Source organism: Devosia sp., from assembly GCF_014860165.1.
Classification (GTDB): Bacteria; Pseudomonadota; Alphaproteobacteria; order Rhizobiales; family Devosiaceae; genus Devosia.
The window spans coordinates 1-20,344 of record NZ_JACZKG010000011.1; the positions used below are offsets into that span (position 1 = coordinate 1).

The window sequence follows — 20,344 nt, forward strand, 5'->3', positions numbered from 1 at the left end:
GTCCGTGATCGAGCAGGGTGGGGGTGTATCTCCGCGAGTCCGGTGTGGGCGGCCCCACCCCCTCCCAGCCTCCCCCATCAAGGGGGAGGTGTTGTCCCGAGGACGCCGCAACAGCGCGCTACCCATGCGGCGCCCGCACCACATAGCCAACACCACGCACCGTCCCGATTTCGATATTGGCGGCTTCCAGTTTCTTACGCAGCCGCGAAATATGCAGCTCCAGCGCGTTGACCGACACCGCTTCGTCGAAATTGAACAGCTGGTTCATCAGCCGCTCCTTGGGCACCACCCGGCCGACATTGGTGACGAGGATTTCCAGCAGTCGGAATTCCCGCCGCCCCAGTTCCAATGTCCGGCCGTCAATGCTGGCATTGAGCCCAGCCAGGTCCATCTCGAGATTACCCACCCCCAACGTGCTCGTCGTCTGCCCGCCTGTCCGCCGTATCAGCGCCCTCAAACGTGCCTCGAGCTCGCGCAGGTCGAACGGCTTGACCAGGTAATCGTCGGCCCCCAGGTCGAGCAGGCTCACCTTGTCGTCAATTTCCGAGCGCGCCGTGATCACCAGGATCGGCGCATTGAACTTGCGCTTGCGCAGTTCCGCGATCAGCCCGATGCCGTCGCGATTGGGCAGCATCAGGTCGAGCGCCACCGCGTCGAAATCATCGCCCTCGGCCGCCGAGACCACGTCATTGCCGTCGCGCACCCACTCAACCGAATGGCCGGAATTGCGCAGGCGCTTCTCGATCGCCTCGCCCAGGTCTTCATTGTCTTCGACGAGCAGGATTCGCATCGGCGCCGGTTTCTCCCCGGATCACCCTAAGGTCTGTGACGTCCTGTGTCTAAAGGAGAGTGCTCAACATGGCCGCAGCGACGGCCACGATGCCGAACGCGGCCAGGCCGGCTGCCATCAGCATGATCTGGGCGTGGTGCACATAGCCGGTCGTCCGCGCCTGCTGCCGCGCGGTTTCGATTCCATCGCCGGTTTCCTGCATATCCAGATGCGCCATCGAAACATCCTCCAGCCAGCCGATCCACCGGACCGGACATCACCTGGGCAGCCGCGTTTCGCTGTCTCTCACCCGTGGCAGGAGGGTAGTCCCGACCGCCCATGTGGCGAAATGCGATCCACAGATTGCAGTTAATTTACATAAAATCGCTTCGGCGTTGATCTTGTATGGAAGATCATTGATCTGTCCTGCCGATCGTGGCAAAACCGCCTCATGACCCATCTGCATCCAGACCGCCTGTTCCCCGCTTCCGAGCCCGCCCGCTCCATCGCCCGCGAGCTCTATCCCGAGGTCCGTGACCTGCCGCTGATCTGCCCGCATGGGCATACCGATCCGGCCTGGTTCGCCGGCAATACCCGCTTCTCCGATCCGGCGGCCCTGTTCCTGACGCCCGATCACTATGTGCTGCGCATGCTGCGCAGCCGCGGTCTGAGCTATGACGACCTGGGCGTGCCGCGCAAGGATGGCAAGCCCGTCGCCGAGGGCAGGGCGGCCTGGCGGCTGTTTGCCGCCAATTATCACCTCTTTGCCGGCACGCCCTCCAAGACCTGGATCGACCATTCGCTCGATTGGGCCTTCGGCATCAAGGACGAGCTGTCGCCCGAGACGGCCGACGCCATCTACGACACCATCGACGCAGCCATCGCCACGCCCGAACTGCTGCCGCGCGCCATTCTCGACAAGGCCCGGGTCGAGGTCATCGCCACCACCGAATTCGCGCTCGATACCCTGCCGCATCACCAGGCCATGGAGGCCGACGGCTATCTCGGCCGCGTCCGCACCACCTACCGCCCCGATGATGTCACCAATCCCGAGCGCGCTGGCTTTCTCGATCGCCTGCACCAGTTCGGCGCGCTGGCCGGCGAGAACATTGCCACCTGGTCCGGGATCATCAATGCCCACCGCAATCGCCGCGAATATTTCCGTCGCTTCGGTGCCGTCGCCACCGACCACGGCGTCCCAACCGCGCAGACCGCCGACCTGGCGCCGGTCGAGAAGCAGGCTTTGCTCGATACTATCCTGCGCGGCCAGTACAGCCCTGACGATGCCGACCTGTTCCGCGCCCAGATGATGACCGAGATGGCCCTGCTGGCCGTCGAGGATGGCATGGTGATGCAAATCCATGCCGGTGCCCGCCGCAACACCGATGCGGGCCTGCTGGCCGAGCGCGGCACCGATCTGGGCGGCGATATCCCCAGCCGCGTCAACTATGTCGATGGCCTCCTGCCGCTGCTCAATCGCTGTGGCAACGAACCGAACTTCCGGCTCATCGCCTTCACGCTCGACGAGAGCAACTATGCGCGCGAGCTGGCACCCATGGCCGGCTTCTGGCCAGCCCTCATGATCGGCCCGCCCTGGTGGTTCCACGACAGCCCGCAGGGTATCCGGCGCTATCTCGATCAGGTGGTGGAAACGGCAGGCTTCTACAATCTCGCCGGCTTCAACGACGATACCCGGGCGCTGCTCTCCATCCCCGCCCGCCACGACGTCTGGCGCCGCGAAGTCTGCGGCTTCCTGGGTCTCTGGGTCGGCGAAAACCGCATCACCAAATCGACCGCGCGCGATATCGCCAGGCTCCTGAGCTATCAGGGCGCCAAAGATGCGTACAAGATTGGGTAGAGGACTGCGGCGTTTCCCTAACCACCGCGCGCGTCACCCTCGGGCTTGACCCGAGGGCTCCATACTGGACGAACGTGCCGTACGTGCGGTCCCCTCGGGTCAAAACCGAGGGTGACGATCGACTTTGACTGAGCTAAGGCGACTTCCACAACACCAGCGCCACGATCAGCACGCCGGTCACCAGCAGCACCACCAGGCCACCGAGCCCGTTCCTGACCTGCTGGCCGAATGTCGGATGTATTTCGTCGGCGGAGATGATGTCGGCGAGGCGCGTCGGCTCGCGGCGGTCTTCAAAAGGCTGATGCGTCATTTCAAGTTCCCCCCTGTTGGACTTGCTTTCGCGTGCCTCCAATTTGCGCCTGCAACCGGTAAAGAAGCTTTGCCCGGCCAGGCCTTCCTCCAGTTAGGGTTGCAATTGTGCCAACCGACAGCCTTACTCGTCGGTTACCGTCACGATTTCATCAAGTTTTCCGGCAATCAGCCTGCACCCCGTCGAAACTGGTCGCGGCTTCTGCTCTAATGTCGGCAATGAATCAATCGCCCGTCGAAACCGCGCTCAGCCGCGCCATGATCCGCTGGTCCCTGACCAAGTCGACTCCGGTCGCCGAAACGGCGACGAGCTGGATCTTCCGCGTCGAGCAGAATGGCCGCAACTTCGCGGCGCTCAAGATTCTGAAGCCCCTGGCGGCAGCCGAGGAGCGTCGCGGCGCCATGCTGATGAACTGGTATGGCGGGGAGGGCGCCGCCACCATCTTCGACATGCATGGTGATACCATCTTCATGGAATGGCTCGATGGCGGCACTCTGGGCGACCCCGTTCGGGCGGGCAAGGACGACGAAGGCACCATCGCCATCGCCACAGTCATTGCCAGCCTGCACCGGCCCCGCGCCGATGCGCCCGAGGGTCTCGAGCCGCTGCGCGACCGTTTCCAGGTCCTGTTTGATACCGATGTCCGCACCTGGCCGCATACGGCCCGCGACCTCTACGCCCGCGCCAACGGCATTGCGCTCAAGCTCTTCGACCGCCCCAGCGCCCAGATCCCGCTGCATGGCGACATGCACCACGACAACGTGCTGAGTTCCGACCGCGGCTGGCTCGCCATCGATCCCAAGGGCCTCATCGGCGATCCTGCCTACGACCTTGCCAACGTCTTCATCAATCCCAAGGGCGCCGCTCATCTCGCCACCGACCCGCGCCGCATCGCAGCCCGCGCCGACATTCTCTCCGCGCGTTTGAATTACTCTCGCAAGCGCATCCTGGGCTGGGCCGCGGCACATGCTGCCCTCTCGGCATGCTGGGAGCTGGTCGAAGGCAGGTCCATTACCCATCAGCTCGCCTGCCTGCCTCATCTGCTCAGCGCCTACGACCAGGCCTGACTTCCATGGATACCCCGATGCTATCAATCACGCGCCGCGGCTTCATGATGCTGTCAGCCGTCGCAACCCTGGCCGCCTGTTCCACCACCATTCCGATGCTGCCCAAGGCCGCCAGTACGCCCGAGACCCTGACCGACGCGGAGATCCTCGCCGCCATCAACGCCGTCCGAGCGGCCAATGGCGCCCCGCCATGGGCCTACAATAGCCGCCTCGAAGACGCCGCGCGCTCGCAGGCGCGCCTGATGGCGCAAAAGAACACCATGAGCCACGATCTTGGCGTCACGCTGCGCGAACGCGTCACCGCCGCGGGCTATCTCGGCGCCGTCGGCGAGAATGTGGGCAAGGGCTACGCGGACCTGCAGGGCGTCATCGGCGGCTGGATGGGGTCCTCCGGCCACCGCAACACCCTGCTCAGCCACCGCTTCGTCGAATTTGGTCTCGCCGCCGCCCGCGCCCCGGGCGGCAAACTCTACTGGGCCATGATCGCCGGCGGCAGTTTTGAGGCGTGGATAGGATAGGGGCGGCTCATCCATGCGCCGCCCGGCTGTCCGCCGGAGCTTCGTCCCGTTCGTCCAACCCATAGTCACGCAATACCTGCGCCACTCGCAGGCGATAGTTGGCGAACACCCCGTCACGCCCCCTGGCCTGGGTGGCGCGGTGACTCGGCCGGTTCCGCCACGCCGCCACCGCCGCTTCGTCGCGGAACATCGATAGCGACAACAGCTTCCCCGGCGTGGTCAGGCTTTCGAACCGTTCGACCGAAATGAACCCGTCGATCTGTTCCAGCTCGCTGCGCAAGGCGGCCGCCAGGTCGAGATAGCGCCCCATCTCGCCTTCGGCCGGCCAGACTTCGAAGATGACCGCGATCACGGCCGCACCACCGGGCCGTGCGGTGTTGATGCCAGCCGCAGGAATATCCGGTCCTCGCGACGGATAAACTGCTCGCGCCGGGCAAACTCGTAATTCTCCAGCCCCACCGGATCGTTCCGCAGCCGGGCGCGATAGGCCTCATACGCTGCCAGGTTCTCGATATTGTAAAGACCATAGGCGGTCGTCGCCGACCCTTCATGCGGGGCGAAATAGCCGATCAGCTCCGCCCCGCAGCGGGGGATGGCCTCGCCCCAATTGCGCGCATACTGTGCGAATGCATCGGCCTTGAGCGGGTCGATTTCGTAGCGGATAAAGCAGGTGATCATGCAGGGTCTCCTTGTCGGGTCCGATCAATCTACCCCATTGATGCACGACGATGCTTCGGCTACCGTCGAACTATGAACGACGGACCTTCCATTGCCAGCATTGCAGCCCTGATCGGCGACCCTGCCCGAGCCAACATTTTGACGGCGTTGATGGATGGTCGTGCGTTGACGGTGAGCGAGTTGGCCGAAGCCGCCGGCGTCACCCTGCAGACCGCCAGTGGTCATGTGTCCAAGCTCACCGAAGGCGGGATGCTGCTGGCCGAAAAGCAGGGTCGCCACCGCTATCTGCGTCTCTCCGGGACTGATGTGGCGCAGGTACTCGAACAGCTTATGGGCCTCGCCCAGCGTGCCGGCGCCACCCGTATCCGCACCGGCCCCAACGATGCTGCCTTGCGTCAGGCCCGCGTCTGCTACGATCACCTGGCCGGCGAAGCCGGAGTCGCCTTGTTCCGCGCGCTGGCCGCCAAGGGTCTGATCGTCGATGGCCAGGCCGTTGCCCTGACCGGCGCCGGGCGCGCCTGGTTTGAAGGCTTTGGCATCCCCGTCGCCGCGCTCGAAAAAGCGCGCCGGCCGGTATGCCTCCATTGCCTCGACTGGTCCGAACGCCGCCATCATCTCGCCGGCGCACTGGGTTCGGCCCTGCTCGACCAATTGCTGCGCCGCGACTGGCTGCGGCGCGGCCCAGGCCGCACACTGCAATTCACTACGGCGGGCCGGAAGGCATTTGCTGCGGAGTTTCCTGCTTGACGTCTAGATCGTGAGCGTCCTTCTCACCGCGACGTCCCAGCCCTTGATCTTCCGCTTGCGCTCGCCCGCATCCATCTGCGGCTCGAACCGCTTGTCGCGCGCCCAACTGGTCGCAAATTCCGTCATGCCCGGCCAAACCCCAGCCTTCGACCCTGCCAGCCACGCCGCCCCCAGCGCCGTGGTTTCGAGGATGACCGGCCGGTCCACCGGCGCGTCCAGCACATCGGCCAAAAACTGCATGGTCCAGTCCGACGCCACCATGCCGCCATCGACCCGCAGCACCGTGTTGCCACCGCCCTTCCAGTCCTTGTGCATGGCTTCAAGTAGGTCGCGCGTCTGGTAGCAGACCGCTTCCAGCGCCGCCCGGGCAATCTCCGCCGGCCCGGAATTCCGCGTCAATCCATAGATGGCGCCACGCGCTTCGGCGTCCCACCACGGCGCTCCTAGCCCGACAAAGGCGGGGACCATGTAGACATTCTGGCTGGGATCGGCCGTTCGCGCCAGGGGCCCTGTTTCGCTGGCATGCTTGACCAGTTTCAGCCCGTCGCGGATCCACTGCACCGCCGCCCCGGCGATAAAGATTGAGCCTTCAAGGGCATAGCTGGTCTTGCCGTCGAGCCGATAGGCGATGGTGGTGAGCAGCCGGTTCTTTGATCGAACCATGTCGGCGCCGGTATTGAGCAGCGCAAAGCACCCCGTGCCATAGGTCGATTTCAGCATGCCCGGCTCAAAGCATGCTTGGCCTATGCTTGCGGCATGCTGGTCTCCTGCCACCCCCAGGATCGGAATCGCCGCTCCGAACAGGCTCTCGTCCGTCACGCCGAAATCGTCGGCACAATCCTTGACCTCGGGTAGCAGCACCGCCGGCACGTCGAACAGCTCCAGCAGTCCCTTGTCCCAGCGGTTCTTCTCGATATCGAACAGCAGCGTCCGCCCGGCATTGGTGGCGTCAGTCGCATGCACCTTGCCGCCGGTCAGCCGCCAGATCAGGAAACTATCTACCGTGCCGAAGGCCAACTCGCCCCTGGTCGCCCGCTTGCGCGCGCCCTTCACATTGTCCAGCAGCCACTTGACCTTGGTGCCGCTGAAATAGGGGTCGAGCAGCAGCCCGGTCTTGCGGGTGACGACCTTTTCGTGCCCCGCCGCCTTGAGCCTGGCGCAATAGGCCGCCGTGCGCCGATCCTGCCAGACGATGGCATTGTGGATGGCCTTGCCGGTCGCACGGTCCCAGATCAGCGTCGTCTCGCGCTGGTTGGTGATGCCGATGGCGGCAATGTCCCTGGCTTCGATCCCGGCTTCCTTGATGGCCTTCCTGATCGCCCAGACCACGCTGTCCCAGATTTCTTCCGGGTCATGCTCCACCCAACCGTCTTGCGGGAAGATCTGGGTGAATTCCTTCTGCCCCACGCCGGCAATGGTCCGATCCTTGCCGAACACGATCGCCCGGCTCGACGTCGTCCCCTGGTCAATCGCCAGAATGTAACCGTTCATTGTTCCTCCCTGAGCTTTGCGCTCTTGCTCCCCTATTTGGGAGATTAACCTCGAACCAACCTATCCACCGGACGACACCTCCCCCTTGATGGGGGAGGTTGGGAGGGGGTGTGAGCCCCGATATCGGGGCCAACCATCCCCCACCCTTGATCCCTCCCCACAAGGGGGAGGGTGTCGACTGAACTGCCAGTGGGTCAAGTTCTGCTGCGCAGATAATCCTCCAGCGCCGCGACCTCATCGGCACTCACGCGCAGCCCCAGCTTTGTTCGCCGCCACAATACATCCTGCGCGGTCCGTGCCCACTCGTTGGCGACGAGGTAATCCACCTCGGCCGCATAAAGGTCCGCCCCGAAATGCTGGCCCAGGGCGCTGACATCCTGGGCATCGCCCAGCACCACCGGTGCCTTGGTTCCGTATAGTCGCATCAGCCGCCGCACCAGGCCTGCCGGCATCCCCGGATAGTTCATCCCCAGCCGCCGCGTCTCCGCCTCGAAGGCCAGCGGCTCGAACTCGCCGCCCGGCAGCCGGCTGGTCTTGGTCCAGGGCTTGCCCTTCTTGCCGAGCACCTCCTCGATCTTGTCCAGCACCGACTCCGCCAGCCGCCGCGACGTCGTCAGCTTGCCGCCGAACACGTTGATTGCTGCACCCGTTGCCGCGTCGCCATCCACCTTGAGCACATAGTCGCGCGTCGCCTCCTGCGCCGCACTGGCGCCATCGTCGAAAAGCGGCCGCACGCCCGAATAGGTCCAGTGGATCTGCTCGCGCGTCACCGGCCTGGCAAAATACTCGCTCGCTGCCGACAGCAGATAGTCGGTTTCCCCGTCCGAAATCTTCACGTCCTTCGGATCGCCCTCATAGTCCTGGTCGGTCGTGCCGATCAGGGTGAAATCATCCTCATAGGGAATGGCGAAGATGATGCGGCCATCAGCATTCTGGAAAATGTAGCAGCGGTCATGGTCATAGAGCTTGCGCACCACGATATGGCTGCCCTTGACCAGCCGCACATTATGCGCGCCGTTCTTGCCCATCGTGCCCGTGATGACCTGGTCGACCCAGGGCCCAGCGGCATTGACCACCAGCTTGGCCCGCAGGCTCTGCCGCCCGGCCTCGCCATCGAGCTCCACCAGCCAGCCGCCATTGTCCCGGCGCACGCTGGTCACCTTGGTCCGCACATGGATGGCGGCACCCTTGTCGGCCGCGTCGCGGGCGTTCAGCACCACGAAGCGCGCATCGTCCACCCAGCAGTCCGAATATTCAAAGCCCAGCCGGAAGCCCGGCTTCAGCGGCTTGCCGGTCACGTCGCGTGTCAGATCCAGCGTCTTGGTCGGCGGCAACAGACGCCGGCCGCCCATATAGTCATACATGGCCAGGCCCGCCCGCAGCACCATGGCCGGCCGCAACCCCTTGTGGTGCGGCAGCACGAAGCGCAGCGGCTTGATGATATGGGGCGCTTCCGCCCACAGCACTTCGCGCTCGGCCAGCGCCTCATGCACCAGGCGGAATTCGTAATGCTCGAGATAGCGCAGCCCGCCATGCACCAGCTTGGTGGCTGCCGAGGACGTGCCCGAGGCCAGGTCGTTCATCTCGGCCAGCGCCACCGAATAGCCGCGGCCCACGGCATCGCGCGCCACGCTGGCGCCGTTGATGCCGCCGCCGATCACGAAGATATCCACGCTCTCGCTATCGGCCATGGTCACTCCCGCCTGTTGCTTTCGTTCATACGCGATCTGATTTCGCTTTGGAAGATTTGTGTTTCGCTTCTTGCGCGCCCACTGTCAACACATCTTCCATACAAGAGCGACATTGACCCTGCGCTACCGGACGCGTAGGGCAGGGGCATTACCAATCCGGAATCCCGGCCATGCTCGCCATTCTCACCGTCATCGCGCCCATTTTCGCGCTGATGGCGCTCGGCTACTCGGCCGTCCGCTTCCGCCTGTTTCCGGCCGACGGCATCAAGAGCCTGATCGCTTTCGTCAATAATTTCGCCACGCCCTGCCTGCTGTTCTATTCGCTGCTGACTAGCGATTTCAGCGCCGCCTTCAATCCGGCGATCATCGGCCCGTTCTATTTCGGCGCCGTGGTCTGCTTCATCATCGGCATCGTCATCGCCATGAAGGTCTTCGGCAACACGCCCGGTGAATCGGTCTCGGTCGGCTTTTCGGGCACTTTCACCAATACGGTGCTTGTGGGTCTGCCCATCATGACCCGCGCCTATGGCGCCGAGGCGCTGCCGGTAACCCTCTCCATCATCGGCCTCCATGGCGCGATCCTGCTGACCGTGGGCATGGTCACCATGGAATTGATGCGCCGCGACGGCCAATCGCTGGGCAAGACCCTGCTGGTCGCCGGCAAGCGCGTCGGTTCCAATCCGCTGATCTGGGGCATTGCCGCTGGCATGATCGGCTATTTCTCCGGCCTCAAGCTGATCGAGCCGGCCGAAGCCTTTTTCACCATGATGGCCTCGGCCGTCGTGCCCGCCGCCCTGTTCGGCATTGGCGGGGCGCTCAACGAATTCAAGCTCTCCGAGAACTGGAAACAGGCGCTGATCGCCTCTGTCATCAAGCTGATCGTCCACCCAGCAATCGCCTATGCGCTGATGATCTGGGTGTTGCGCGTACCGATGGACATCGCCCGCTACGGCATCCTGCTCGCGGCCATGCCGGCGGGCGTCAACGTCTATGTCTTCGCCACCTACTACAACCGCGGCGTCAGCGTCGCCGCCAACACCATCCTGATAGCAACGGTCGCCTCAGCGGCGACGATCTCGATCTGGCTGCTGATCCTGGGGCATTAGCAAAACGCAGCCCAATCCAAGGGCGTCTATGCCAGCGCCTCGACGCTGACCTCGACGTCCCTGACCCCATCGCCAGCAGGCACCGCCCGCACCGGCTGCGCACCCAGCGCATCGAGCCCAGCGGCGAGCCGCACATGCCGGTCGGTCGGGCATAGTTGCAGCAGGGGATCAAAACCGATCCAGCCGAGCGCTTCGTCATAGGCTTCGGCCCAGGCATGGAACGAGGTTTGCCCATCCTCGGCGCCGACCAGATAGCCGGTCACATAGCGCGCCGGTATGTCCAGCGCCCGTGCCCCGCCGATAAAGGCATGCGCATAGCCGGTGGCACCGACATGGGGTTTGCCCTCGCCGACGTTGCCCTGGCTCTGGCTTTGCGATCCGTCGGCCGCCATCTGGGATTGGCTTTGCGCCGCGGTTGGCTCATCCGTCCCCAGCAATTCACCCACCCGCGCCATCAGCCCGTGCAGCACGTCCAGCCGACTTTCCTTGCTGCCACGAAACTTGCCATAGAGCGAGGCTGAGGCCTTGGTCAGTGGCGTGATGCGCTTGTAGAGCGCCGGCACCGGCTCGCGACCGACGCGCCCCAATACGCCGTGACGGTCGGTTGTCGTCACCACACCCATGGCAGTCACGGCAAGCGCGCCCTCGGGCCTGCTCTGGTTGACCAGATGCGCAATGTTGCCGAAGGCATCGGTGAAGCCCCCGGCATTGCCGATCCCCTCCATTTCGACGCTCCAGCTTTCGACCGTCTGCGTCGGTCCGCTTTGCGGCGTCAGCAACAGTTGCAGCACCGCATTGGCCGTGCCGGGAGGCGGCGTGACGCTCAACTGGTGGCGGATGGAAATGCGCATGCTTGTTTCCTGCTGGTCACTGGGCCATCCAAAGCGGGTCAGTGAAAGTTGTAGCTTTCCGACAGCGAGCTCGAGACGATGTTGTTCCGCGCGATGAACTCGGTCAGGAATTCATGCAGGCCATGCGCGAATATGGTTTCCATCGTCGTGCCCTCGACCATGGCCCGCAACGATGCCGCAGCCTCGTTGCACACCTGCTGCTTGCCGTAGAACTCGCCCAGCGTCTGCACCTGCGCTTCGATGAAACGGGCACAATAGATCAGCGACCGTGGCATTTCGGGCCGCAGGATCAGGAAGTCGGCGATGTTGTGGGCCTTGTAGCGGTCGTGATAGACATGGCGATAGCTCAGATGCGCCGAGGCCGCCCGCAGGATCAGCGACCATTGCTGGATGTCGAGATCGCCACCCACCATCTTGGCGCGGGGCAGCAAGACGTAATATTTCATATCGAGAATGCGGGCGGTATTGTCCGCCCGCTCGATGAAATTGCCCGCCTGCATGAAGGCATAGCCATCGTCCCGCAGGATGGTGCCGAGCAAGGCGCCACGGAATTCGTGGCTGAGGTGAGTCACCCATTCCAGCAGCTCCAGCAGCTTGGCCCCGCGCACGTCGCGCGGCTTGATCTGGCTGAACTGCAGCCAGGCCGCATTGAGCGTTTCCCACATGTCGCTGGTAATGGCGGTGCGCACGGTGCGGGCATTGGTCCGCGCTGCCTGCAGGCAATTGAACACCGAGCTCGGATTGGCTGGGTCGAACATCATGAAGTGGGCGACCGTATCGACATCGGCCGGCCGGCCCTTCTTGGCGAAGTCCTCGTCGACCTCGGCGGCCTGCATCATACTCATCAGATGCTCGCTGGCGCCGCCTTCGCGCCGGCTGGTGAGCGACATGCGATAGCCCACCTCAAGCAACCGGGCCATGTTCTCGGCCCGCTCGACATAGCGGGAAAGCCAATAGAGATTCTGTGCTGTGCGTCCGAGCATGCTCATTCCACCTCTCCCCCGAAGGGAGAGGTGAAGGGGCGCTCCGCCGTATATGCAGTGTCAGAAGTCATCATCAATCTTCCAGCACCCACGTATCCTTGGTCCCGCCGCCCTGGCTCGAATTGACCACCAGCGAACCTTTCTTGAGCGCCACGCGCGTCAGCCCGCCGGGCGTGATGCGCACTTCGTCACCAACAAGCACATAGGGCCGCAAGTCGACATGGCGCGGCGCGATGCCGGCATTGACGTAGGTCGGGCAGGTGGAGAGCGCCAGGGTTGGCTGCACGATGTAATTGTCCGGCCGGGCCTCGATCTTCTTGCGGAATTCGTTGTGCATGGCCTTGGTCGAGGTCGGTCCGACCATCATGCCGTAGCCGCCCGAGCCGTGGACTTCCTTGACCACCAGGTCGCCGATATTGGCCAGCACCCAGTTGCGTTGTTCCTCGTCGGTGCAGTTATAGGTCGGCACGTTCTGCAGCAGCGCCTTCTCGCCGAGGTAGAATTCGACGATCTCAGGGACATAGGTATAGACCGCCTTGTCGTCGGCTATGCCGGTGCCCGGCGCGTTGACCAGCGTCACATTGCCGGCGCGATAGGCATTGAACAGCCCCGGCACACCCAGCATGGAATCGGGCCGGAAGGTCAGCGGATCGAGATAGTCGTCGTCGATGCGGCGATAGATCACGTCGACCCTTTCAGGGCCGGTCGTGGTCCGCATATAGACCTTGCCGCCATCGACAAACAGGTCCGGCCCCTCGCACAGGGTGGCGCCCATCTGGTCGGCCAGGAACGAGTGTTCGAAATAGGCCGAGTTATAGATGCCCGGCGTCAGCACCACGATATTGGGCGATTTGCCGGCGCCCGTTGGAGCCACGCTTTCGAGGGTTCGCCGCAGGTTTTCGGGATAGGTTTCAACCGGTGCAACCTTCTGGCGCTGGAACAGGTCCGGCGCCAGCATCATCATCGCCTCGCGGTCTTCCAGCATGTAGCTGACGCCTGACGGGGTGCGCAGATTGTCTTCGAGCACATAGAATTCGTCCGGTCCTACCCGCACGATGTCCACGCCGATAATATGGGCATAGACGCCCTTGGCGGGTTCCAGCCCCATCATTTCGGGGCAGAAGGCCGAGTTCTGCAGGATCAGCTTTTCCGGAATCCGCCCCGCCTTGAGGATTTCCTGGCGGTGGTAGATGTCGAAGAGGAACGCGTTGAGCGCCTTGACCCGCTGCTCGATGCCCTTGGAAAGCTTGCGCCATTCCTGCGCCGCGATGATGCGGGGGATGACGTCGAAGGGGATAACCTTTTCGGTGCCTTCCTCCGAGCCATAGACTGCGAAGGTAATGCCCAGCTTGCGAAAGATCGCCTCGGCATCCGACTGCATCAGCGTCAGCGCCTTGTCCGGTTGTTCCTCGAGCCACTGGGCCAGCGCCCGATAAGGTTCGCGGACGCTGCCATCCGCATTGTACATTTCGTCGAACGGCTTCGTGTCGGCCATTATGCTCCGAAGGTAATACGGCTCATCCCATCGCCTTCACATTGCTACACTTTTATGAGGCGGCGTCCAGTCAGTCACTGGATAGGAATGCCTGCTTTTGCGCCGACAGGGGTGGCTGGCGCCGTTTTAGCCAAGGATGCCTAGGACGTGCTAGGGCGCTGGGGACTCAGGGCCTCCAATCTCGTCGGACCAGTCCCCTTCAAGATAATCGATGATCAACTCCTTGGCACGGATGCCAAAACGGCGGTCTTCATCCAAATCGATATGAGTATGGGGCGTGCCACCCTCTGCAATCAGCCGCTGCAAAGCGTCGATAAGCGCCCTCGCGCCAACGGTATCGCACTCCAGGAACACCGTCCCCACGGACTGGTCCAATGAACACGTTATCAAAGTCTGTTCTCCTTGCAGGCAGGTCTTCTTAGTACATCCATGCCCCGCATATCCTAGATCCGTCTCAAACAGCGAGAGAGTGAGGGACTCGGACATCAAATCCTTGCCTCCCTGCGCTCCGTCATTATGGTGCCTGCCATACAAGAATTGTGAGTTCGACCATGACCATCGAGATCCTGCAGACCGGCAAGCTGCTCGCCAGTTGCGAAGCCGCGCTCGCCGAGCGCTATACCTTGCACAAGCTGCACGAGCAGGCCGATCCCAAGGCCTGGCTGGCCGCCAATGGCAGCCGCATCCGCGCCCATGCCGGGTCAGGCGTGCAGGCCGACCTCATGGATGCGCTGCCCAATCTCGAGATCATCGCCAGCTTCGGCGTCGGCTACGACAATATCGACACCAGGGCCGCCAAGGCCCGCAATATCCGCGTCACCAACACGCCCAATGTGCTCAACGACGCCGTGGCCGAGCTCACCATTGGCCTGATGATTGCGCTGGCCCGCCGCATCCCGCAGGGTGATCAATATGTCCGCCAGGGCAAGTGGCCGGGCGCCAGCATGCCCCTGTTCACCGAACTGACCGGCAAGACCGTGGGCATTCTCGGCCTGGGCCGCATCGGCAAGGAGATCGCCACAAGGGCGCAGGCCATGAAGATGCGCGTGGTCTATCACGGCCGCCACCGCCAGCTGTCCGAGCCCCATATTTTCTACGACAATCTCGTCGACATGGCCCGCGACAGCGATTGGCTGGTCATCATCGCCCCGGGTGGGCGGGGTACCGAGCGCATCGTTTCCCGCGAAGTCCTCACCGCCCTTGGTCCCAAGGGCATGCTGGTCAATGTCGCGCGTGGCACTCTGGTCGATGAACCGGCCATGCTCGAACTGCTGCAGAATGGCGGGCTTGGCGGCGCGGCGCTCGACGTGTTCGAGAACGAACCCCAGGTTCCCTCGGGCTTCCTGGCGCTCGACAATGTCGTGCTCAGCCCCCACCAGGGCAGCGCCACGTTACAAACCCGCGACGCCATGGGCGCCCTATTGGTCGCCAATCTCGACGCCCATTTCGCCGGCGAGCCGCTGCTCAGCGCGGTGGTTTAGCTACTCCAGATCCTCCTGCACCATCGTCCCCGCCGCATGCACGCAGAAGATCACCAGCCGCTCGTCTCCGATATTGGTGAACTTGTGCGGCACGCCTGCAGGCACCACGGCGATATCGCCCGGCCCGGCCTCGAAACTCTCATCGCCCGCCACGATCCGCGCCCGGCCGGATCTGACGAACCAGGTTTCGGGATAGGGATGGATGTGCAGCCCGGGTCCCTGGCCGGGCTCATTGTCCACCGCAAAAAACGAGATGTCCGTGCCATAGTCGGCACCCTCGAACCGGATCGTCCGGCTCTTGCTCGGCGCGCGGTCGGCAGCCCGCAATACATATACCATCCTTGCTCTCCTTGTTCCGTTCACCGTCCCGACGACCGGAGCCGCGCGATTTCGACGGGGACCTGAACCTATTTTGCCACGGCGCGGCCGCTGCATGCCCCTCCGGCAGCCGACGCACTGGAATTGCACCCCCTCGGTGCTGTTAGGTGAGGGCGACGAATCGCGGAGACAGGCAATGAGCGAATGGTGGCGTGGCGGTGTAATTTACCAAGTCTATCCGCGCTCATTTCAGGACAGCAATGGCGACGGCGTGGGCGATCTGCCCGGCATCATCCGGCGGCTCGACCACATTGCCGGCCTCGGGGTGGACTGCATCTGGCTGTCCCCGATCACCCAGTCGCCCCAGGACGACATGGGCTATGACGTCTCCGACTATCGCGAAGTCGATCGCCTGTTCGGGTCCCTGCAGGATTTCGACAGTCTCGTGGCCCAGGCCCATGCGCGCGGCCTCAAGGTCATCATGGACCAGGTCGTGAGCCACACGTCGGACCAGCATCCCTGGTTCGCCGAATCCCGCCTCAACCGCACCAATGCCAAGGCCGACTGGTATGTCTGGGCCGATCCCCTGCCCGACGGTTCGCCACCCAACAACTGGCCGGCAGTGTTCGGCGGCCGGGCCTGGGAGTGGAATCCGACGCGCGGGCAGTATTACCTGCACAATTTTCTCGCCAGCCAGCCCGATCTCAATTTCCACAATCCCGCCGTGCAGCAGGCCGTACTCGATGTCATGCGCTTCTGGCTGGAGCGCGGCATCGACGGCTTCCGCCTCGACACCGTGAACTACTATTTCCATGACAAGAAGCTGCGGTCCAACCCCGCCAACAAGCTCAAGAACGAGCACCTGGCCTATGCCGTAAACCCCTATGACATGCAGGAGCACAAATTCTCCAAGTCGCAGCCGGAAAACGTGGATTTCCTCAAGCGCGTGCGCAAGCTGCTCGACGAATTCCCTGGCGCCACCTCGGTTGGCGAGGTCGGCGACAGCCACAAATCCGTCGACCTGATGGCCGAATACACCTCCGGCGGCGATACGCTGCACATGTGCTACGGCTTTGATTTCCTCGGACCGCAATTCACCGCCGCCCATTTCCGCAAATGCATCACCCAGTTCTTCAAGGCCGGCCCCGATGGCTGGCCCTGCTGGAGCTTCTCCAACCACGACGTGCCGCGCCACGTCACGCGCTGGGCCAAGCACAGCACATCCCCTGCCGAACTGGCCCGGCAGGCTGCAGCCCTGGTGCTGAGCCTGCGCGGCTCGGTCTGCCTCTATCAGGGCGAGGAGCTGGGCTTGCCCGAAACCGACCTGCTGTTCGAGGAATTGACCGATCCGCGTGGCATCCGCTTCTGGCCCGAGGACAAGGGTCGCGACGGCTGCCGTACCCCCATGCCGTGGGAGCAGGGCGAAGCGCCCAACGGCTTCACCACGGGCACGCCCTGGTTGCCGGTCAAGCCGGCGCAATCAGCGCTCAACGTCGCGGCCCAGGACGCCGACCCCAATTCGACCCTGGCTTTCTATCGCCGCATCCTCGCCTGGCGCAAAAACCATCCGGCCCTGCGGGAAGGCGACATCACCTTCCTCAAGACGGCAGAGCCCATCCTGGCTTTCCGCCGGACCCTTGGCGAACAATCGCTGCTCTGCGTCTTCAATCTGTCGGCTGAGCCGCGGGAACTGGCGGTGACCGGGCTGGGCAATGCCGAAGCCGAGCCGATCTCGCAAAACGCCGCCCTTGGCGGCAAGGCCATCAAGCTCGGCCCCAATGGCTATGTGTTCATCGCCTTGCCCGCCAGCAGCCGGACCAGCGTGAGCCATGCGTGAGCTGTGAGGCTCGCTTGCCCCCGGCGAGTTGAGGGCACTAACGGCCACTGTTAGCCTGCGCTTGCCTGTGACGTGCCATGTGTCCTCCCCCCGATCAGGCGAAGCGAGGAACAAGATGCCGACCTTGAGCAATGGCAGCGAACTGACCGTGCTTCCCACCGACGGGACGATGCCCCACACGGCCTACTACTTCACTCTCACCACGCCCGACGGCGTGGTTTCCGAGCCCTTTGGCGCGTTGCCAGACTATGTTTTCGGCTGGGTGGAACTGGCCTCGGTTGATGTCTTCGATGGCTTTTTCGCCATAACCGGCTTCACCCACCACGGCCGGACCGAGCTCACCACAGAGATTGACACCTATATCCTGGACAATGAGGGAAACTTCATCCGGAAGCTCTCCGACGAGGCTGCCTTCCTCTCCGCCGAGATCGCCTCGGTCGAGGCGCAAAGCCCTGACGACGTGGTGGTGACCTGGAACGGCGCCAATTCCTATTCGAGTGGTGAGAACACCCAGTATGGCGCCCACCAGATTGTTCTCGCCGATGGCGTGCCGCAGCCCGATACCTTCGTCAACGATGCCCCGGAACTGGCCAATCTCAACATTTACCTGACCGCCGGCCAGACTGTGTTCAATGTCGCCTTTCTCGGTAGCGACGCCGACTTCGACCTATTGACCTATGAAGTTGTGGATGGTCCCGACCATGGCACACTCGAGCTCAATACAGAGATCAGCGGCAATCCCTACCCATTCTACCAGGGCAACTATATCGGCAGCCCGCATTATCACGGCAGTTTCTGGAACAATAACCAGTTTCAGTTTTCCCCGGACGCCGGCTTCACCGGCACCGACAGTTTCACGGTTCTGGCCACCGACGGTCAGGGCAATAGCCGACTGGCCACGGTCACCATCAACGTTGCCTCGCCCACTGAGGGTCCAAGATATGTAGCGCTCGGCGACGAAGCCGATATCCTGCGCTACTTCAACTACGATCAAGGCGTTCTGGTCGCCGCCAAGGGCGGTAACGATGATCTCTCGGGCAGTGGTTTCGATGACTCGCTCAATGGCGGCTCCGGCAATGATCTGCTGCATGGCGAGGCCGGCAACGACAAGCTTACCGGCGGCGAGGGCGTCGATCGGATGCAGGGCGGCCAGGGGAACGATACCTTCATTTTCTATGCCGGCGACATAGCCGATCCGCGGCAATCGGGTGGATCGTTCGACCACATCATCGACTTCTGTGGTGCCGGTGGCTGGACGGCGGAAGACAACGACTTCATCAGCTTCTTCGGCTTTGGCGAAGGCGCTACGCTCAGCTTCGACCACTATGCCAGCGATGATGGCCTGTTGCAGATCTACCGCATCGACGATCCCGCCGATCCCAACAATTCGGGTTCGATCATGGTTCAGATGGCCGAAAACGCGACGCAGCTGGGCCAGGGCGACTTCTGCTTTTTCTGACGCTGGAGACCCTCGGCTCAGCCCGAGGGTTTCAACCGCCGGCATATTCGCCAAGCCCTTACGCCTCGCCGACCAGCTTCAGCGAACCCGGCTCGAAAAAGGCCATGCCCAGCGAACCGTCTGCTTCCACCACGAAGGCGCGGACGCAATTGTTCCATTCTTCGATGCTGTCGACGGTGTAACCCATCGCCGTCAGTTCCTGCTTGATGGTGTCTTCCGCGCCGGCAATGGAGGCGCCCACGTCGCAGGTAATGCCGCCCGCGGCCTGGGCCGGCAGGGCGACGAGAGCAAGGCTAGTGACGGCAACTGCAGTAGCAATAGTGGTCCGGAACATGTCGTTGATCCTTGTATGGGGGTTGTGTTGAACGCCCCGATCATCGGTCTGACATCCCCGTTGGGCCAGTTAAACTCCTGCAATCAATATGAAATCTTGGAAATTGCCGGCAATGCGCCGTCCACCTTTGCGCCAGCCAGCCTACTCGACGCGCCTCAGGTTGAGTGGCTCGTAGAACTGCATTTCCTCGCTGCCATCGGGCAGCCGGACGAAGGCGCGGATGCAGCCGCCCCAGATCTCGGCGCGAACAGCATCCACGCCGATGCTGCGCAGCAGGGTGAGGTTGAACTCGTTGAGATCGGCTTCGGTGTAATAGTCCATGTCCAGGGCAAAGGTGCCCGAACAGGCCGGCACGGCCAGGGCAGGGGCCGCTGCAGCGGCGAAAAAGGCAAGAGCCAGGGGCAGAATAGCGCGCATGATCAAATCTCCTTTGCCTGTTCTTGTCGCGCGATTGCGGCAGTCTCGCGTCGGCGGATCAGCACCACCACCGTGGGAATGGCAAAGCTCAGCAGCAGGAGCCGGATCACGTGGTGCGCGGCGATGAACGCCGTATCATAGCCCAGCGCGATCCCCAGCGCGCCCATGCCTTCCAGCGCTCCCGGCGATAGTCCCAGCCAGATCTGTCCAAAGGGCATGTCGACCAACAGGCTCACCCCATAGGCGACCACCGACACGATGCCCACCGTCATCCCGGTGGCGATGATGCCACCCTTGGCGGCGGACAGAAACTCGCCGCGCGTGATCCCGGCAAAGCGCGAGCCGATCAGCGCCCCGGTGAGGATGAAGGTCACCGTCACCAGGGGCACTGGCATGGCTTCGGCATAGAGCCCGCCCAGCTTGGCCGCCGTCGCCGCCGCCATGGCGCCGAGCACGAAGCCGGCCGGCACCTTGAGCCGTACGAAAACCAGCCCGACCGCAACGCAAGCCGCAGCCAGCGCCAGCAATTGCCCGATGCTTAGAAAGCTCGTCGGCGCTGCCGGCAGGAAATGGTCGATCGGCAGGAACACCGTCCCGATGGGTACGGCGATGGTCAGCATCAGGATGCGGATCACCTGGATAATGACGATCTGCCGCGCATTTCCGACTCCGGCCGCCGCGATGCCCATCACGAAGGAGAGGTGCCCGGGAAATGAGCTGAGATACGCCGTGCCCGGATCGAGCCGGAAGAACCTGGCCAGCATCCAGCCGGTCAGGGTGATGATCAGCACCAGCTCGAGCACCAGGCCCGCCAGGCTCACCGGCCAGCTCGCGATCAGGCTCAGGCTGTCCGGCGCCACGCTGGCGCCCATCGACATGCCGATTAGCACGAAGGCCACGTCCCGCAGCCGATCGGGCATGCGCACTTTCATGC

At 63.3% G+C, this 20,344-nt stretch carries 23 protein-coding genes; 8 read left to right on the forward strand and 15 right to left on the reverse strand.

Going from position 1 to position 20,344, the window contains the following annotated elements; all coding sequences use genetic code 11:
- Positions 1–118 precede the first annotated feature (118 nt).
- Positions 119–790, reverse strand: coding sequence for a response regulator transcription factor (locus IH615_RS02260; RefSeq protein ID WP_291359472.1), 672 nt, complete (start codon positions 788–790; stop codon positions 119–121).
- A gap of 49 nt (positions 791–839) precedes the next feature.
- Entirely contained in the window at positions 840–1,007 is a 168-nt protein-coding gene (locus IH615_RS02265; protein WP_291359474.1) for a hypothetical protein, read from the reverse strand.
- A gap of 213 nt (positions 1,008–1,220) precedes the next feature.
- Here IH615_RS02265 and uxaC point away from each other — a divergent pair, with 213 nt between their 5' ends.
- Positions 1,221–2,627, forward strand: coding sequence for a glucuronate isomerase (uxaC, locus tag IH615_RS02270; protein ID WP_291359476.1), 1,407 nt, complete (start codon positions 1,221–1,223; stop codon positions 2,625–2,627).
- A gap of 133 nt (positions 2,628–2,760) precedes the next feature.
- On the opposite strand, the gene IH615_RS02275 is transcribed toward uxaC, so the two are convergent.
- Positions 2,761–2,937: a hypothetical protein gene (locus IH615_RS02275; protein ID WP_291359477.1), complete on the reverse strand. Its 177-nt coding sequence runs from the start codon at positions 2,935–2,937 to the stop codon at positions 2,761–2,763.
- 218 nt (positions 2,938–3,155) lie between these two features.
- Here IH615_RS02275 and IH615_RS02280 point away from each other — a divergent pair, with 218 nt between their 5' ends.
- Positions 3,156–4,004 carry an aminoglycoside phosphotransferase family protein gene (locus IH615_RS02280; RefSeq protein WP_291359478.1) on the forward strand — a complete coding sequence of 283 codons (849 nt, stop codon included), beginning with the start codon at positions 3,156–3,158 and terminating at the stop codon, positions 4,002–4,004.
- A gap of 17 nt (positions 4,005–4,021) precedes the next feature.
- Complete coding sequence (locus IH615_RS02285; RefSeq protein WP_291359480.1) at positions 4,022–4,522, forward strand: CAP domain-containing protein; 501 nt, start codon at positions 4,022–4,024, stop codon at positions 4,520–4,522.
- Positions 4,523–4,529: 7 nt separating this feature from the next.
- Here IH615_RS02285 and IH615_RS02290 read toward each other — a convergent pair whose 3' ends face one another.
- Both IH615_RS02290 and IH615_RS02295 read right to left on the reverse strand, forming a co-directional pair.
- Positions 4,530–4,874, reverse strand: a complete 345-nt coding sequence (locus IH615_RS02290) for an antibiotic biosynthesis monooxygenase (RefSeq protein WP_291359481.1) — start codon at positions 4,872–4,874, stop codon at positions 4,530–4,532.
- On the reverse strand, positions 4,871–5,200 hold the full coding sequence (locus IH615_RS02295; protein WP_291359484.1) for an NIPSNAP family protein: 330 nt from the start codon (positions 5,198–5,200) through the stop codon (positions 4,871–4,873). Before IH615_RS02295 ends, IH615_RS02290 begins: the two co-directional genes overlap by 4 nt.
- 72 nt (positions 5,201–5,272) lie before the next feature.
- Here IH615_RS02295 and IH615_RS02300 point away from each other — a divergent pair, with 72 nt between their 5' ends.
- Complete coding sequence (locus IH615_RS02300) at positions 5,273–5,947, forward strand: helix-turn-helix transcriptional regulator (RefSeq protein ID WP_291359486.1); 675 nt, start codon at positions 5,273–5,275, stop codon at positions 5,945–5,947.
- A gap of 3 nt (positions 5,948–5,950) precedes the next feature.
- On the opposite strand, the gene glpK is transcribed toward IH615_RS02300, so the two are convergent.
- Both glpK and glpD read right to left on the reverse strand, forming a co-directional pair.
- Positions 5,951–7,438, reverse strand: coding sequence for a glycerol kinase GlpK (glpK, locus tag IH615_RS02305; protein ID WP_291359487.1), 1,488 nt, complete (start codon positions 7,436–7,438; stop codon positions 5,951–5,953).
- A 194-nt stretch (positions 7,439–7,632) separates the two neighbouring features.
- Positions 7,633–9,129, reverse strand: coding sequence for a glycerol-3-phosphate dehydrogenase (gene glpD, locus IH615_RS02310; protein WP_291359489.1), 1,497 nt, complete (start codon positions 9,127–9,129; stop codon positions 7,633–7,635).
- 170 nt (positions 9,130–9,299) lie between these two features.
- Between glpD and IH615_RS02315 the strand changes: the two genes are divergently transcribed.
- Positions 9,300–10,235, forward strand: a complete 936-nt coding sequence (locus tag IH615_RS02315) for an AEC family transporter (protein WP_291359491.1) — start codon at positions 9,300–9,302, stop codon at positions 10,233–10,235.
- Positions 10,236–10,261: 26 nt separating this feature from the next.
- On the opposite strand, the gene IH615_RS02320 is transcribed toward IH615_RS02315, so the two are convergent.
- From IH615_RS02320 to IH615_RS02335, 4 genes are all read right to left on the reverse strand, one after another.
- Entirely contained in the window at positions 10,262–11,086 is an 825-nt protein-coding gene (locus IH615_RS02320) for a transglutaminase family protein (RefSeq protein WP_291359492.1), read from the reverse strand.
- 38 nt (positions 11,087–11,124) lie between these two features.
- Positions 11,125–12,075 carry an alpha-E domain-containing protein gene (locus tag IH615_RS02325; protein ID WP_291359493.1) on the reverse strand — a complete coding sequence of 317 codons (951 nt, stop codon included), beginning with the start codon at positions 12,073–12,075 and terminating at the stop codon, positions 11,125–11,127.
- A gap of 67 nt (positions 12,076–12,142) precedes the next feature.
- The gene (locus IH615_RS02330; RefSeq protein WP_291359495.1) at positions 12,143–13,564 is read right to left on the reverse strand and encodes a circularly permuted type 2 ATP-grasp protein; all 1,422 of its coding nucleotides are present in this window, start codon (positions 13,562–13,564) and stop codon (positions 12,143–12,145) included.
- Positions 13,565–13,714: 150 nt separating this feature from the next.
- Entirely contained in the window at positions 13,715–14,050 is a 336-nt protein-coding gene (locus IH615_RS02335) for a hypothetical protein (protein ID WP_291359496.1), read from the reverse strand.
- Positions 14,051–14,115: 65 nt separating this feature from the next.
- On the opposite strand from IH615_RS02335, the gene IH615_RS02340 reads away from it, so the two are divergent.
- On the forward strand, positions 14,116–15,045 hold the full coding sequence (locus tag IH615_RS02340; RefSeq protein ID WP_291359498.1) for a 2-hydroxyacid dehydrogenase: 930 nt from the start codon (positions 14,116–14,118) through the stop codon (positions 15,043–15,045).
- Here the strand turns inward: IH615_RS02340 and IH615_RS02345 are convergent, their stop codons facing one another.
- Positions 15,046–15,384 (reverse strand): cupin domain-containing protein, encoded by a 339-nt coding sequence (locus tag IH615_RS02345; protein ID WP_291359500.1) that lies wholly within the window; start codon positions 15,382–15,384, stop codon positions 15,046–15,048.
- A gap of 175 nt (positions 15,385–15,559) precedes the next feature.
- On the opposite strand from IH615_RS02345, the gene IH615_RS02350 reads away from it, so the two are divergent.
- Together IH615_RS02350 and IH615_RS02355 are read left to right on the forward strand one after the other, a co-directional pair.
- Positions 15,560–17,200, forward strand: coding sequence for an alpha-glucosidase family protein (locus tag IH615_RS02350; RefSeq protein WP_291359501.1), 1,641 nt, complete (start codon positions 15,560–15,562; stop codon positions 17,198–17,200).
- Positions 17,201–17,315: 115 nt separating this feature from the next.
- On the forward strand, positions 17,316–18,659 hold the full coding sequence (locus tag IH615_RS02355; protein ID WP_291359502.1) for an Ig-like domain-containing protein: 1,344 nt from the start codon (positions 17,316–17,318) through the stop codon (positions 18,657–18,659).
- A 58-nt stretch (positions 18,660–18,717) separates the two neighbouring features.
- On the opposite strand, the gene IH615_RS02360 is transcribed toward IH615_RS02355, so the two are convergent.
- From IH615_RS02360 to IH615_RS02370, 3 genes are all read right to left on the reverse strand, one after another.
- Positions 18,718–18,993, reverse strand: coding sequence for a PepSY domain-containing protein (locus IH615_RS02360; protein WP_291359503.1), 276 nt, complete (start codon positions 18,991–18,993; stop codon positions 18,718–18,720).
- A gap of 141 nt (positions 18,994–19,134) precedes the next feature.
- Positions 19,135–19,410: a hypothetical protein gene (locus IH615_RS02365; RefSeq protein WP_291359504.1), complete on the reverse strand. Its 276-nt coding sequence runs from the start codon at positions 19,408–19,410 to the stop codon at positions 19,135–19,137.
- Positions 19,411–19,412: 2 nt separating this feature from the next.
- A partial coding sequence (locus tag IH615_RS02370; protein ID WP_291359505.1) for an AbrB family transcriptional regulator occupies positions 19,413–20,344 on the reverse strand: 932 nt, incomplete at its 5' end.